Genomic DNA, 15,637 nt, shown 5'->3' with positions numbered 1-15,637 from the left:
TAGCAAAGTATCTAAAAAAGCCCAGCATTTGCTGGGCTTTTTCGTATATCACTTCCAATACTGCTCCATTTTCAAGTAAAGAAACGAAGCCGTCCATGCAATAAACACAAGCCCAACTAACGCTTCCGTTCCTGCCATAAAGCGAATAGGCCCTTCGGGGACTAAGTCGCCGTAGCCTAAACTGGTATAATTGGCGAAAGAGAAGTAAACACAGTCTAAGAAACTGGAAACGGGCCCATCTAGGCTTACTATTTGGTTGGCTTTTTCTAAGCTGAGAATAAAAAAGTATGCGAGACCAAATAACCAAACATGGATAGTGTGCGACAAGATCGCCACAAGAACACTTATGGTTATGCGATAACGGCCTTTAATATTTAACCAATCACATAATATAGTAATCCTGCGCAAAGACTCTAAGTGGGATATAACGCACAGAGAGATAACAAGAAGCGATGTGGCTAAAATTAACACCATAAACAGAACCTAGTTCGAAATAGTTGAGTCTGTTATATCACGAAGCTGGTAAAGTTTAGAAGAACAGATAGTGAAAGAGGGGCTTTAAATCGATGTTTATCAGTGAGTTATAACTCTTAATCGTATCACTCAAGAAGATGGGATGAGCTAACGAGTTGGTGTATAGTGAAATAACTATAGGGGGTATAGATGAACAATAACAGCAAGCAAGAAACAATTTCCTCAGAACAATTAAGGTGGTTTGAACGCGAGTCTAGCTCTTGGCTCGATGAAGGATTAATTGAGCCAAATGCTCGAGATACATTATTAAAGCGCTATCAAAGTATCTGTGTTTCCCCTGGCCATAGCAGGTCTTCTAGCTGGAGTAATATACTTCTGGTGTCATTAGGTTCGTTACTGATCGGTGGTGGAATAATTCTCCTATTAGCACACAACTGGGAGCACTTTGGAAAAACCACGCGCACCTTCTTATCTTTTTTACCCTTAGTTCTGGCACAGAGTTTGTGTTGGTATGGCGTTCAATATAAACCTCAATCACTAGCTGTGAGAGAGTCTGGCGCGGTATTACTTTTTTTTGCGGTAGCTTCTAGCATTGCTCTGATTAGTCAAACCTATCATATCTACGGTGATTTAGAGCGCTTCTTAGTGGTCTGGCTGTTTTTAACTCTCCCCATCGTATATCTCTTACGGTCTGGCACGACGTTAATGCTTATCTGCGGCATTATTTTATGGTTATGTTGCCTTGAGCGTGAGCCTTATTGGTTGTTTTATATCGTTCTCATCCCGCACTTATACCACCTTTATCAGCAACAGAGTCGTATACTCTTACACTGGTGTTTGTGGGTGGCATTGATAAGTTTAACTATTTCAATCATTTACGGTAGTAGTTACTATGCTTCACCGCTGGATAACTGGGCAATATACATAACTCTCGCTATGGGGTGTGCATTTTATGCTCTCGGCTATTGGCTGTTTGGTTTAGAGCAAGATGGCTTTTGGAGTAATGCGCCGAGCAGTTTTGGGATTCTCATAATTGGCGTTGTGAGCTTAATGTTCACCTGGTATGGCCGAACGTTGCCTTACGATTTATGGCAAGTAGAAAATGCCATGAGTTTTAATGAATATGCCATTATTGGATTCTTTATTGCCTCCCTGATTTTGACCTCTATCTTTATAGCAAGGCGCTACCAAGAATTCTCAGCTTCAAACTGGGTTGCCTTAACGAGTTTAGTTTTTGTCTTCTTTGGCCTCATCGGCTACTTCTTTAGATTTAACGAAAGCGTTTTTGTTATCTCTTCTAACCTCTACATTCTTATAGGATCGGTTCTCTTGATGCTACAAGGGGTTAATCGAGGGCAATTAATGTTACTCAATGGTGGGTTAATCTGGTTCAGCTTGCTGGTTATATTTAGATTTTTCGATAGCGACATTCCCTTCGTGTATAAAGGCGTTATCTTCATCATCATAGGTTGTGCCTTTATAGCAACCAATGTTTGGTTTAAGAAAAAACAACAAGCAGAAAGTGTGGAGGGGTAAGCATGAAGAACATAAAACTTTTATTGCTTGTATTATGCGTTGTTCAACTGGCTGTACCGGGCTATATGATCTATGAACAAAATCAGATTTTATCTGAAGGCACGGTATATAGATTCGAAACTCAGCCGATTGATCCCTATGATCCCTTTCGTGGACGTTACGTAACTTTGACCTATAACATTAATGCAGAGCCAATTCCTTCTGATGAAATATTACAGCGTGGTGAATGGGCTTATGCTCTCCTTGCAGAAAATGACTCAGGGTTTGCAACGTTCACTAAATTAGTAAAAGAAGAACCAAGCTCTGAGCGAGACTATATCAAAATCAAGGTCGGGTGGGGGAATATCGAGCATGGGTACAATGTGAAAATCCCCTTTAACCGCTACTACGCACCTGAAGATGCAGCGCCTATAATTGAAAGAACTGTACGTAGACGCCAGCAAGAAGAAAACGTTTATGCAGAAATAAGTGTGTTAGATGGAAAGGCTACCTTAAAAGAACTGTATGTCGAAGGAATGACGATCATGGATTATATTCGACAGCCTAAATAAAGTGTATCAGGGGTAAATCTGCGGTCGTTATAGTTTGTTACATTTAACGGGTTAAACACTCGCTATATTACTTGAAGTTATGCATTCCATTAGATAGTCTAATTTCATATGAAGATGACTCTCCCGAAGAGTGGAAAAGCAGTTTCAAGGACATATTCAGTCTTACCTTCCTCACACAGCGTGAGCACAATTTTTTTTGGTAAACTTCAAGCAACACTGCCCCAAACTAAGTCACAAGATTTAATTATTTTTCATCAGCTGATGAGCCATCGGTATCGCTTTCAGACCATAGCGCGGTGCCACTTATGAATAAAGTACTTACCTTTTGCATATTACTTTTCAGCATTTATTTCTCAGCTCCTAGTTTCGCTGCAAGCACCGAAGTAAATGTGACAATAAAACTACCGCACTCGGAACAACAAAACAGCGCTGTTAGACTTTTTAATTATCACCTCAATCGTTATCAAATCATTCGGAATCCTTTTTCTCTATCACGCAAAGATTGCTTAGCTTATTTGCCTAAGAACAGACCTCAAGTTATAAAAGTGTTTGAGCTTCATATCTCTAAGGGTAGAGAGCCTTATCGAGCGTTAGTTTTTACTAAGATGGCATTAAGTACATCTTAGAGAAGAACCCTAAATTGTAGATTGTGAATTAACAGAAGTGAGTGGGCTAAGAGAAAGGTGAGCAAAGAGAAAGGTGAGCAAAGAGAAAGGTGAGCAAAGAGAAAGGTGAGCTCCTTCTGTTTGTAGAAGGAGCTGCTAAGGATTTTTAAAGACCGAAGGGGTTATCTAAGCTGTGGCTAGGCTCTGTAAACCATTTAGGCCCTGTATCAGTCATATAAAAATGATCTTCTAAACGAACGCCAAGGGTTTTTGGAATAACCAACATCGGCTCGTTACTGAAACACATTCCAGGCGCAAGAGGGGTTTTATCCCCGCGAACCAAGTACGGCATTTCATGAATTTCTAAACCAATACCATGTCCAGTTCGGTGAGGCAATCCCGGTAAATTATAATCAGGGCCATATCCTTGCTCGGTTAAGTATGAACGAGCCGCTTCATCAACATCCTCGCAATTGTTACCAATCTGAGCCTTATCGAAGGCTGCTAGCTGAGCATTTTTTTCATGCTGCCACGTTGTTCTTTGCAGGTCGTTCGCCTCGCCATAAACATAAGTACGCGTGATGTCGGAAAGATAACCATGAACCTTACAACCTGTATCGATCAGCACCGTATCGCCTTTTTTTAGATACTGTTCGTGCTTCACGCCATGCGGGTATGAGGTTGCCTCGCCGAATAACACAATGCAGAAGTAACTGCCCGTACTGCCTACTTTTTTGTGTGCTTCGTTGATGAATGAAACCACCTCTGCGGTACTAATACCTTCTTTTAAGATACTGGCTGCTGCTTTATGAACCTCAAGCGTCATGTCCATCGCACGCTGAATTAACGCAATCTCATGCTTGGACTTACACATACGGCAGTGTGAGGTAAGAGGTTGACCGCTAATAATGGTCACATCAGGCATCGCCTGCTTTAAGCCATCGACTAAGAAGTAGGGTGAAGCCTCATCCACAGCAAGAGTCGCCGTCTCTGTTAGGCCTAGCCCTTGTAACACAGACTTTACTAAGGTGTATGGACATTCATGCTCAAGCCACGTGTGCATCGGGCCCTCGATCATCATATAGCCGTTCAAGCTACCCACCTCAAAGTCAGGCGCAATATATTGAATCTCGCCTTTCGCCGGCAGAATAGCTCCAACCAAACGCTCGCTCGGATACCAGCGCAGGCCCGAAAAATAAGTAAGGTTAGTGCCAGCGTTTAAATACAGCGCATCAATGCCCTTGGACACCATGTACTCTTGTACTTTTTCTATGCGACTCAAATGTTCATCTACAGTGATTGGCGCTACATCCGCCATCATATCGCTCAGCGACGCCAAAGCTTGCTCAGGCGTTTTTCCGCCTATTCCCGGTGCCAACATATCGACTCCTCGTGTCTATCGACAGCTAATAATTAGAGTGCTGCCTATTGTATTGGGTTCTACAAAGTGTTCAACATAAAAGACATAAATCAAGGGAAGTCATGCTATGGTTTAGGCGAAGATTATTAGCACACAAAATCATCTTGAGAAAATCTAAAATAATCAGCAAAATATAGCGAACTTTAAGGAAAAGCAGGGAAGGCTATGAATTCAAAATACACATCCTCCACTATCAGCAACAGCAGCATAACGATTAACGGTAAAACATACACCAGTTTAGATGAGGTTCCAGAGGATCAAAAAGAGAATATCCGTGAATTGATGGAGTTTAAGTTTCAGGACTTGAGCGACGGGCAAACACTTTATGAATACAATGGAACCACTTATGAGAGCTTTGAAGATATGCCACAAGAAGCTCAAGAGTTCTGGAACAACATGCCCACATTGTCTGAGTCACTTCTTGATAAAGAAGCCAATAGAAGCTTTCTCGAAGAAAAGGTTAAGCAAATGCATAACCGAAGGTTCAACTCCACCACGATCTCAGACGGCACTTACTCGAAGCAACCCGTTGAAGTTCAGGCCGCGCCAAAAGTAACGCCTCAGAAGGCTAGACCGGCAAGTCAAACAGACCAAGCAAGCCAGTACACTTCTGCAGTGCAAAAGACAAATACCAAGTATGGCTGGGTTGGTGTGGTTGTCATTGTGGGCGTAGTTACAGCGGTATGTTGGAAGGCATTCACTTAGGGGCAGTAAAGATTAACTTCTTGCAAGTATAAACAAAAAAAGCCTGACAATTTCTTGTCAGGCTTTTGTTTGAGAGGCTTATAGGAGCCTCTCAGTTCCCCCAAGAGTATTACTTTTAAAAAACAATTGATTTTAAAAGCAATATCATTTTATGTGACCAAATATCAACTTATGTGGCACGTAACAGCGAATCAGGTTAGTCCCAAGATAGGGCGCCACCTGTTTGATATTCGATTACTCGAGTTTCAAAGAAGTTTTTCTCTTTCTTCAAGTCCATAATTTCGCTCATCCATGGGAATGGGTTTGAGACGTTTTTGAACTGTGCAGGAAGACCTAGCTGGGCTAAACGACGGTTACAGATGAACTGCAAGTATTCTTCCATCATGTTGGCGTTCATGCCTAATACACCGCGTGGCATAGTGTCACGAGCGTATTCGATTTCTAGCTGAGTGCCTTCTAGAATCATCTGCGTCACTTCTTTTTGGAACTCTTCAGTCCAAAGGTGTGGGTTTTCCAACTTGATTTGGTTAATCACGTCAACACCGAAGTTTAGGTGCATCGATTCGTCACGCAAGATGTATTGGAACTGCTCAGCAACACCAGTCATCTTGTTGCGACGACCCATTGATAGGATCTGAGTGAAGCCACAGTAGAAGAAAATACCTTCGGTAACACAGTAGAAGCCGATAAGGTTTCTCAGAAGCTCTTGATCCGCTTCAGGCGTACCAGTTGTAAACGCTGGATTCGAGATACCTTGAGTATGCTTAATACTCCAGGCTGCTTTTTTAGCGATGCTCGGAACTTCACGGTACATGTTGAAGACTTCGCCTTCGTCCATACCTAGAGATTCAATACAGTACTGATAAGCGTGTGTGTGGATCGCTTCTTCAAACGCTTGACGTAAGATGTACTGACGACACTCTGGGTTTGTGATTAGGCGATAAATTGCGAGTACTAGGTTGTTAGCAACCAATGAGTCGGCAGTAGAGAAGTAACCTAGCGAGCGCATGACGATTTTACGTTCGTCGTCAGTTAGACCGTTCGGGTCTTTCCAAGTCGCAACGTCTTTAGTCATGTTGATCTCTTGTGGCATCCAGTGGTTTGAACAACCATCGAGGTATTTTTGCCAAGCCCAGTCGTACTTAAACGGAACAAGCTGATTCAAGTCAGCACGACAGTTGATCATTTTCTTGTCGTCAACTTCGATACGCTCAGCGCCCATCTCAAGTTCTTCCAAACCAGGGGCTACGTCAAGGTTTTCAAGCGAGGCTTGAGCTTTGGCAACGTTGTCCATAGCTTCCGGCTCAACATACTCTTTAGTCGCTGGCTTTGCTGTGGCTACAGGCTCAGGCTTTTGCGCAGGCTCTGCCTTTGGCTGTTGTGGCGGTGTTTTCTGCTCCGCTTTTTCTTCTTTTTCGTAGTCGTCCCAGTTGAACATATTTCTACCTCATTTATTTCTTTGTGTTGCTAATTCGTTAAACGTCTAAAAAAGGGGAGCGATAGGCTCCCCGATAGTGTTACTGACAAGCTTCGCAATCTGGCTCATCGATGGCGCAAGCTTTTGGAGCAGTGGAGCCGACTGGGGCTGCTGATGATACTGCGTTTAGCTTGCCATCACTGATGGTCGATTTTTCTGTGCTTGTCGCGCCCATTGAGCGCAAGTAGTAAGTAGTTTTAAGGCCACGGAACCATGCCATGCGGTAAACCATATCAAGTTTTTTACCCGATGGTTCGCTCATGTAAAGGTTCAATGATTGAGCTTGGTCAATCCATTTCTGGCGACGGCTCGCTGACTCGACTAACCACTTTGGTTCAATTTCAAAGGCGTTAGCAAACAAGTCTTTCAGTTCTTGTGGAATACGGTCGATGGCCTGCAAGCTACCTTCGTAGTATTTCAAGTCGTTAACCATAACGTTGTCCCACAAGCCGCGCTTTTTAAGCTCGTGAACCATGTATGGGTTTACGACTGTGAATTCGCCCGAAAGGTTCGATTTCACATATAGGTTTTGGTACGTCGGCTCGATAGATTGCGAAACACCTGTGATGTTTGAAATCGTTGCCGTTGGTGCGATAGCCATAACGTTAGAGTTACGCATACCCACTTTCTGTACGCGCTCACGAAGCGAATCCCAGTCCATTGTGCTGCTGGTGTCAACTTCGATGAATTCTTCACCACGCTCTTCGACTAGTTTCTGAATCGAGTCTAGCGGCAAGATGCCTTGCGACCATAGCGATCCAGCGAAAGTTTCATAAGTACCGCGTTCTTCAGCAAGGTCAGTCGATGCTTTAATCGCGTAGTAAGAAATCGCTTCCATCGCGTTATCGGCGAAAGTTACGGCGTCTTCAGACGAGTAAGCAATGTTCTGTACGTACAAGGCATCTTGGAAGCCCATCATGCCTAGACCGACTGGACGGTGACGCATGTTAGATTTACGCGCTGTTTCTACTGGGTAGAAGTTAATATCAATCACGTTATCCAACATACGAACAGCGGTAGTAACTGTTTTCTCTAGCTGCTCAGTGTCTAACTTGCCATCAACCATGTGCTTAGGCAGGTTAACCGAACCTAGGTTACATACAGCAATCTCTTCGCCAGCTTTGGTGTTCAGCGTAATCTCTGTACATAGGTTTGAGCTGTGTACAACGCCTGCATGCTGCTGTGGCGAGCGCAAGTTACATGGATCCTTGAAGGTAATCCATGGGTGGCCTGTCTCGAACAACATCGATAGCATTTTGCGCCACAAATCTTTGGCTTGCATGGTTTTGGCAGTTTTGATTTTGCCGTACTTCGCCATTTCTTCGTAGTACTCATAACGCTCTTCGAACGCTTTGCCGTATAGGTCGTGCAAATCTGGTACTTCGTCTGGGCTGAACAATGTCCATTCGCCGTCAGTGCTGACACGCTTCAAGAATAAGTCTGGTACCCAGTTAGCAGAGTTCATATCGTGCGTACGACGACGATCGTCACCGGTGTTTTTACGCAACTCTAGGAATTCTTCGATATCGATGTGCCACGTTTCTAAGTAAGCACAAACAGCACCTTTACGTTTACCACCTTGGTTTACAGCTACAGCGGTATCGTTCGCTACTTTTAGGAAAGGAACTACACCTTGCGACTTACCATTGGTGCCTTTGATGTAAGCGCCAAGACCACGAACTGGTGTCCAGTCGTTACCTAAGCCGCCCGCAAACTTCGACAGTAGGGCGTTATCTTTAATAGCGCCATAAATGCCTTCAAGGTCATCCGGAACGTTTGTTAAGTAGCAGCTCGAAAGCTGTGGACGTAGTGTGCCTGAGTTAAATAGGGTAGGCGTAGAACTCATGTAGTGGAACGTCGAAAGAATGTTATAGAACTCAATCGCGCGCTCTTCACGGTTCTCTTCATTAATCGCAAGACCCATAGAAACACGCATCCAGAATACCTGTGGTAACTCGATACGAACTTCGTCTTTATGGATAAAGTAGCGGTCGTATAGGGTTTGAATACCTAGATATGTGAACAATAAGTCGCGATCCGCTTGGATTGCGTTGCCTAATTTCTCAAGGTCGAAAGACAGAAGCTCAGGGCTTAGTAATTCATGCTCTACGCCAAGCTCTAAGTATGCTTTAAAGGCTTGCGGGTAAATCGCTGTCATTTCGCTTTGCGTCGCACGCTTAGTGACCTTCAACTCACGCAAAGCTTCAGTACGGATATTGTCGAGCAATAAACGTGCTGTTACGTATGAGTAGTTTGGCTCGACTTCGATCATGGTGCGAGCTGTCATCACTAGCGCTTGATAAACGTCGCTTAAAGCCACGCCATCATACAAGTTACGCATGGTATCTTTGATAATCTGATCAGCATCAACGTCGTCAAGGTTTTTACAAGCTTCAACCACGACTGTGTGTAAACGCTGAACATCTAATGGCTTTTCTTTGCCATCAGCGCCAGTCACAGTAACGGCATTGTCGCCAACTAAAGCATCAAGCTTATCGTTGTCGCGAGCAGCACGCTCTTTAGCGCGTTCGTTACGGTATAAAACATAAGCGCGAGCAACTTTTTGCTCACTATTACGCATTAAAGCAAGCTCAACTTGATCTTGAATGTCTTCGATATGAATGGTGCCACCACCAGGCATACGACGTTCAAATGCTTCAGTAATGTGCTTAGTCAGTTGACGGACTGTTTCATGCACGCGTGAAGACGCTGCTGCGTTGCCACCCTCTACGGCTAGGAACGCTTTCGTCATTGCCACTTCGATTTTGCTATCGTCATACGGTGTTACTTTACCGTTACGACGAATTACACGAAGTTCTCCAGGCTTATTCGCTTGGATTTCTGGGCTTGCGTCCGAATGTTGGGTTTGGGTTGATGCAGCTGACTGTTGTGCTTTGCTGACTTCGGTTTCCATCTTGCCTCCACAGACCTCTTGATGCTTATTTAACGATTTATAGTCCATAGGAGTTAAATCGTTAGGTGAATACAGGTTTTTGGTTGTTATTTGTACAAAATTAATGCGCTTTGGCTATAAATCAACGAGTTAGGACAACTTGTTAACTCACCATATATTGTATGCCAGAAGCCAATAGATACAAGATAGTGCGTTTTTGCATTAGAAGCAAGAGCATATCTTGTGTAATTAGCTGTGGATAACTTGTGTGAAAAGGTGGGGTAACTTTTAAGCCCTTGTGCCGTCTGCATTTGCGCGTGATCAAGCGCTTTTTACTATTTTTTTATTTTTACATTTTTAGACTGAAATTAAGTTCGGATAGACGATAAGGTGCTTGATATCTAAGTCGAACCCTATATCTTGTGATAGCTCATAGTCATAGTGGCTCGGGAAGATGGCTTTTAGGCGTTCTTTGTTCGGTAATTCAAGCTCATACTCAATAATAGCGCCTTTAAATACCTTGTGGCTGACCTTTGCATGGTGCTTTGAATTTGCCTTGGGCTTTAGGTCGTCTGGGCGCATTAAGACTAGGACATCTTGCTCGGCCGCAAAACCTGAACCGTTTGCAATGTCAAAAGTGCCGAGAACAGTTTCTACCGTATCTGTGTTTTCGCAAATTTTACCAGCGATAAAGTAGCCCTCGCCAATAAAAGACGCGATCTGGGCATCCTGTGGCTTGTGATACAAGTTATAAGGGCTGTCCCATTGCAATAAGCTACCTTCGTGCATGACACCAATATAGTCCGACATGGCGAAAGCTTCTTGCTGATCGTGGGTCACGAGAAGGTGCGCGATATTTTGATCGGCTAGTACCTCTTTTAGCTCACGCGCAAGAGAGCGGCGTAGGTGAGTGTCGAGGCTAGAGAAAGGCTCGTCTAACAGGATAAGTTTCGGCTTTGGCGCAATCGTGCGCGCAAGCGCGATACGCTGCTGTTGGCCGCCAGAGAGTTGGTGCGGATAACGCTCAGCCATATCGGCCAGGCCAACCAGTTCAAGACACTCTTTGACGCGCTTGGCTTTTTCATGTTTTTTGAGGTGACGCAAGCCAAAGGCGACGTTATCAAAAATGGTTAAATGAGGGAATAGGGCATGATCTTGAAAGACTAAACCTAGCCCGCGCTTTTCCGGGGGCATCAGGAAGTTGGCGTTAGAACACTCTTCGCCGTGAATGCGTATAGAACCATCAAAAATCGGCTCTAAACCTGCAATGGCGCGTAGTAGCGTCGTCTTGCCACAACCACTCGCACCGAGTAAACACGCGCTATCGCCTTGATTTAAGGTGAAACTAACGTCTTTAACGATGACTTGATCGCCATAACGACATTCAACTTTGTCTAGCTGAAGTAGAGGCTGTTGGTTGCTCATGCGCTAATTGAAGTGGTATTCATTATCATTTAGGTTGGCATTGTAACCATCCGAGCACAATAAGCCTAGTTTTAGTTGGAAATAATTCGGATTTACACCCTGAGTAATTGTTTTTCAAAGAAATTGTTGGGAGCTATTGATCTGAATCATAAAGAATCCTTGGCTAGGGGTGCTAAAGCGTCTTGAAAAGCGTTATAATCGCCGCCACTTAAACAGAGTGTAACTAGTTAATTGAGGATCCCATGAGCGAAACTATCGAGCAGATTAAGCAGCAAATTGCCGACAATAAAGTCGTGATGTATATGAAGGGTTCGCCAAAACTTCCTATGTGCGGCTTTTCTGCCCAGGCAGTACAGGCGTTAATGGAATGTGGCCACGAATTTGCTTACGTAGACATTTTGCAAAATCCAGACATTCGCGCTGAGTTGCCAAAATACGCTAACTGGCCGACTTTCCCACAATTATGGGTAGACGGTGAGCTAATCGGCGGTTGTGACATTATTTTAGAAATGTTCCAACAAGGCGAATTACAGCAAGTATTGGACGAGTCTTACGGCAAGAAGCCTGAGTAAGCTTTATCGAGCAATACATAAGCAAAACAAAAGAGCCGCACTTGATGCGGCTTTTTTGTGTGACTTTTTTGTCAGTAATTAAAAGTATTAAGCCGAAAGCTTATGCTGGGTAGCATCGAAAGGTGTTGGGTTACGCCATTCAACAAAAGAGCAATCATCTTGCAAGTCGTAATACTCACGGCCTAATAAATCATTGACGATAGTTGCCGAGCGCCAACACATGAGGCTCATCTGTGGCTCTGAAATACCATGACTATATCGTCCCGCGTTTAAAGCATAGAGTTTGTTGTTTTGCGGTCCATCCCAACGAATTGAGTAGTCTCGGTTCAAATGGAATTGTTGCTCATTATTCAGATCCAGTCGATGCTTAATCGGCTCTAAATACTCGGGTAGAGCGTTTTCAAAGCCGGTGGCGAGGATGATGATATCGCTATGATAATGCTCAGTGGTGTTATCGAATTTGTTATGAGCTTCAAGCACAAGCCCATTAGACAGGTAAGCGGCGGTTAGATCACGGTTAGGTCTTAAGCGGTAATTCTGCTGTTCGCCAGCGACCTTTTTGTCATACAAACATTCATAGATGCTCTTCAAGGTTGACTCTGAGATGCCGTCTGAAGCTAGTTTCTGCTCGTCGACAATTTGAGTTTTGGCCTGCGACGGTAGCGGGAAAAAGCTGTCGATATACTTTGGTGAAAACCATTCGTTAGTAAAGCAGGTTTCATCCATCGGTAAAAAGTTACTACGACGGGAAACCCAGTTAATTTCTTGCGGCTCGCCATCGTGCCCTTGGAGAAGGTGCAAGAATATTTCGGCCCCGCTTTGACCACCGCCAATTACAGTGACGCGCTTATTGGTAAAATCACGTTTGTGATTCGCCATTTCTATGGCGTGGAAACAGTTTTCCTTGTGGTACTGGGCTTTTACAGCAGCTGGAATATGTGGGCGTTTGCCCGTACCTAAACATAAGTTTTTGCTTATAACTGGTGCCGTATTTTGCTCTAAATAGACTTCAAAAGTGTCATTGTTGAAATCAATTTTCTCGATTCTTTGGTTAAAGTTTAGAGTCTGGAGCTGCCTGCTAACCCATTGTAAATAATCATTATATTCGTGACGACTAATGGCTGGTCGCTCTTGATTAAGGAAGGCATAAAAGCGCTTTTTACTGACTAAATAGGCCAAAAAGCTAAAAGGGCTTTGTGGGTTTACCGCCGTGACTAGATCTTTTAAGAAAGATGTTTGCAAGTAAGTATTCGGAAGCAACATACCTGGGTGCCAACAGAAGCTCGGTTTCTTGTCGTAGAAGGCTACCTCGAGCTGTGGGTTGTCGTGGCATAAAGCTGCGATGGACAAATTAAAGGGGCCAATTCCGACCCCGACTAGATCTTTAGTGTTCATGATGTCTATTTCCTTCGTAGAATAATTTTTGCTGAATGCTTAGATTCAATTTTTTATGTGATAGCTAAGGTTTAAAGCGTAAAATCTCGATAAAAACGATCACGGTGACATTCGATAAGAGCCGCTCGTTTATGTGGGAAATCAAACTCTTTGGTTTTGACAAAGCCCGTTTGGCTTAGGTATTTCAATAAGCCTTTATTATCAGCTCGGGGTTCACCAACGATACGTTTCGTTTTGGGTTCACCCTTAAAGATGAAGTCATTGACGAGCTTGAGCCATAAAGTGGTATTGTGGCGTCCCAAATACTGCTTCTCGCCGATGAGTAAGTGATAACCTCGGTCGTACAGAGTGGCGTCGCAAAATGGTGCGATGCGATCGAAAAAAGCCCAATAAATTTCGAAATAGGCACAGGGAGTCTGATTGATATAACCAATACATGGCTCTATGTATGCCTGCTTTGTCAGTCGTTCGAGGTATTTCCTTAGCTCGGACTTGGATTGATTAAGCTCCCAGAACTTATAGACATAGGGCTGGTTATGCCAACGGTGGAAAAGATCTAAGTGTTGCTCGATATCCAGTTTACGGATTTCGAATTCTTGTTCACATACCGTATCTGTATAGCAGTATAAATGCTCCGTTGGGTATTGCTTAAAAGGTGAAGGCTGGATGATTTCGTTAGATTCTAATGGTTGCATCATACCTCCTTAGGCGACACTGCCAATCGACTCAAAAGAAGCATATAAAGGATTCTTAAGTCGGTGATAAATACTGAAAGGATCGGCCATAGTGTTCTCATTAATATCGTGCAAATTGCAGAAGAAGTTACCTTTTGACCAGATATATTCAGAGTCCAGTAGGTAATCAATAACTCGTGGATCAGGTAAGTTTTCGGCCTTAAGTTGCAATAAAAACTCTCGATAAATATCCAGCGCTGCTTCTTCACTTAATAGCTTGGGGAGGGTGAGACTGCTGATGGTGTTAAAGAAAGAGTTCAGCATTAAGTAGTAAGCAAAAAGGTGAATCACGGTATCGCTTTCAAATAGATTGCCGCTGTTTATCGTTTCGCTAAGCAACTCTTCGCCATAAAGCTCCCTTGCTAGGGAGGAGAAACCGGTGCCTTGGCAGTCTCTAAAGTAGGCTTTTATTGGTATCAGCTGTGAGTCAAAAGTGATCACGATATTTTGCTGATGGGCGCCGAACAAGAGACCGTATTTTGCCTGAGCGATGATGATTGGCTTTATCACAACCTGTAAAAAATTTCGCAGGAAGGCTTGTGCTAGGTGGCTTGGTTCTGACTGACTTTTTTCTGCCAGCGCTTTTAATCGCAGGCTTAGTCGGTTGTCAGGCGAATTAGGTAAATCTTGCAAAAGACCCGATAACACTTCGGTAGACTCGGAAGGATTAAGATTCTGGTAGAAAGGATTTTGTCTCCAAATAATAGCGGTACTATCTAAGGCCTCGCCGTCGATGCCTTTAAGCGCAATGCTGATTGGCTCGCGCATGATGTTAAAGCTAGATACTTCTTGCTCCATCTTTTGAAATTTTTTCGATGACAGCACCTTCTCAATGATTTGCCCGCGGATCATTTCTTCCGGTTGCAGGTGGCGAACGGAGTTAGTGAGCTGAGTGCTCAGTGAGAACTTAATCATCCAAGGGGCATCAGCCTGATACAAGCTGCGAAGTGACGATGTGGCGCTCCAAGCGGGCCCTTGTGGGCCAAGGTCTACCAGTTGGTGATTTATAAAATACTCTGTTAGTTGTTTATTAGCTTTCCAATGCTTAGCCTGCCAGGGGTGACAAGGGATTAACACAAAGTCTGATTTTAGTGAGTTTGCGAGTTGCTTGAGTTCGGGATTGTTTACTACGAGGTCATGGCAATAGCTCTCCAGTGGGGTCTCGTTTCCGGCAAAAACAAAAAGTATGTCCTTTTTCACTGCAAACCAATGTAACTGAAATTCGTTTGCATATTCAGGCACATAAAGCTTTTCATCGGCTTCATCAAAGCCACTTCTTGATTTAGGGCAGGGGTGTATCGAGTGACCCACTAAAAGGCTTTGCTCACTATCGATAAAGTTTAAGTCTTGGTTATAGATACGCTCGAGGTCATTTTGTCTATGAGTTAAAACGTTATTGATATTAACGGTGCTTTCATGTGCTCGATGCAAAACCTTGAGTAGATTCTGTAACTGAGGTTCACCAAGCTTTGTGTCAGTAAACATTTCAAGATGCTGGCCGAGAAGTTGAAGAAATTGCGAAAAACCGTACTCAATAAAAGTTTTCTCTGTGTGATTGTAGCTGTACTGCTTATGAAAAATATAACTTCTACCGAAATAGGAGTATTCGATTAGCGGTAAATAGATAGATTTTTCACCGTCGAGAATACAGCGAAAGCCATAAGGGTAACCACTAGCTTGTGTGACTTCTGGGGGCAGCTTTGCATATTCCCATTGCTCAAATTCACGTACTAACGCATTTAAAAAACAGTTCGCGGCGGAGTCGAACATAATAATTCCTTCTCAATATTGGGTTATTGCGAAGGCGCTACAGTAGATCGAATGATAATCATTATCAATAGCAATTGAGA

12 protein-coding genes are annotated in these 15,637 nt (G+C 43.6%); 4 read left to right on the top strand and 8 right to left on the bottom strand.

All coding sequences use genetic code 11. The features are described 5' to 3' along the window. Nucleotides 1–48 precede the first annotated feature (48 nt). The gene (locus tag DL796_RS00305) at nt 49–336 is read right to left on the bottom strand and encodes a potassium channel family protein (protein WP_170114191.1); all 288 of its coding nucleotides are present in this window, start codon (nt 334–336) and stop codon (nt 49–51) included. 327 nt (nt 337–663) lie between these two features. Here DL796_RS00305 and DL796_RS00300 point away from each other — a divergent pair, with 327 nt between their 5' ends. Further along, nucleotides 664–2,010, top strand: a complete 1,347-nt coding sequence (locus DL796_RS00300) for a DUF2157 domain-containing protein (protein WP_110198901.1) — start codon at nt 664–666, stop codon at nt 2,008–2,010. A gap of 2 nt (nt 2,011–2,012) precedes the next feature. Then, entirely contained in the window at nt 2,013–2,561 is a 549-nt protein-coding gene (locus tag DL796_RS00295; RefSeq protein ID WP_110198900.1) for a GDYXXLXY domain-containing protein, read from the top strand. Between the two features lie 771 nt (nt 2,562–3,332). Here the strand turns inward: DL796_RS00295 and DL796_RS00290 are convergent. Continuing rightward, nucleotides 3,333–4,547: a M24 family metallopeptidase gene (locus DL796_RS00290; protein ID WP_110198899.1), complete on the bottom strand. Its 1,215-nt coding sequence runs from the start codon at nt 4,545–4,547 to the stop codon at nt 3,333–3,335. A gap of 204 nt (nt 4,548–4,751) precedes the next feature. On the opposite strand from DL796_RS00290, the gene DL796_RS00285 reads away from it, so the two are divergent. Beyond that, on the top strand, nt 4,752–5,291 hold the full coding sequence (locus DL796_RS00285; protein WP_110198898.1) for a hypothetical protein: 540 nt from the start codon (nt 4,752–4,754) through the stop codon (nt 5,289–5,291). Nucleotides 5,292–5,487: 196 nt separating this feature from the next. Here the strand turns inward: DL796_RS00285 and DL796_RS00280 are convergent, their stop codons facing one another. The 3 genes from DL796_RS00280 to DL796_RS00270 all read right to left on the bottom strand — a co-directional run bounded on the left by DL796_RS00280 (nt 5,488) and on the right by DL796_RS00270 (nt 11,086). Next, entirely contained in the window at nt 5,488–6,729 is a 1,242-nt protein-coding gene (locus DL796_RS00280; protein ID WP_110198897.1) for a ribonucleotide-diphosphate reductase subunit beta, read from the bottom strand. Between the two features lie 79 nt (nt 6,730–6,808). After that, complete coding sequence (locus DL796_RS00275) at nt 6,809–9,682, bottom strand: ribonucleoside-diphosphate reductase subunit alpha (protein ID WP_110198896.1); 2,874 nt, start codon at nt 9,680–9,682, stop codon at nt 6,809–6,811. Nucleotides 9,683–10,018: 336 nt separating this feature from the next. Continuing rightward, complete coding sequence (locus DL796_RS00270) at nt 10,019–11,086, bottom strand: ABC transporter ATP-binding protein (protein WP_110198895.1); 1,068 nt, start codon at nt 11,084–11,086, stop codon at nt 10,019–10,021. A gap of 242 nt (nt 11,087–11,328) precedes the next feature. Between DL796_RS00270 and grxD the strand changes: the two genes are divergently transcribed. Next, a complete protein-coding gene (grxD, locus tag DL796_RS00265) occupies nt 11,329–11,658 on the top strand; it encodes a Grx4 family monothiol glutaredoxin (RefSeq protein WP_046560841.1) in 330 nt (109 codons plus the stop codon). An 87-nt stretch (nt 11,659–11,745) separates the two neighbouring features. On the opposite strand, the gene DL796_RS00260 is transcribed toward grxD, so the two are convergent. The 3 genes from DL796_RS00260 to DL796_RS00250 all read right to left on the bottom strand — a co-directional run bounded on the left by DL796_RS00260 (nt 11,746) and on the right by DL796_RS00250 (nt 15,557). After that, the gene (locus tag DL796_RS00260) at nt 11,746–13,053 is read right to left on the bottom strand and encodes a lysine N(6)-hydroxylase/L-ornithine N(5)-oxygenase family protein (protein WP_110198894.1); all 1,308 of its coding nucleotides are present in this window, start codon (nt 13,051–13,053) and stop codon (nt 11,746–11,748) included. A gap of 71 nt (nt 13,054–13,124) precedes the next feature. Beyond that, nucleotides 13,125–13,751 (bottom strand): GNAT family N-acetyltransferase, encoded by a 627-nt coding sequence (locus DL796_RS00255; RefSeq protein WP_110198893.1) that lies wholly within the window; start codon nt 13,749–13,751, stop codon nt 13,125–13,127. Between the two features lie 6 nt (nt 13,752–13,757). Then, nucleotides 13,758–15,557, bottom strand: coding sequence for an IucA/IucC family protein (locus DL796_RS00250; protein WP_110198892.1), 1,800 nt, complete (start codon nt 15,555–15,557; stop codon nt 13,758–13,760). Between the last annotated feature and the right edge of the window lie 80 nt (nt 15,558–15,637).

It is taken from the genome of Kangiella spongicola (genome assembly GCF_003194565.2).
GTDB lineage: Bacteria > Pseudomonadota > Gammaproteobacteria > Enterobacterales > Kangiellaceae > Kangiella > Kangiella spongicola.
The sequence above is the reverse complement of the archived record's forward strand: the minus strand, read 5'-3'. Positions and strand labels throughout refer to the sequence as shown.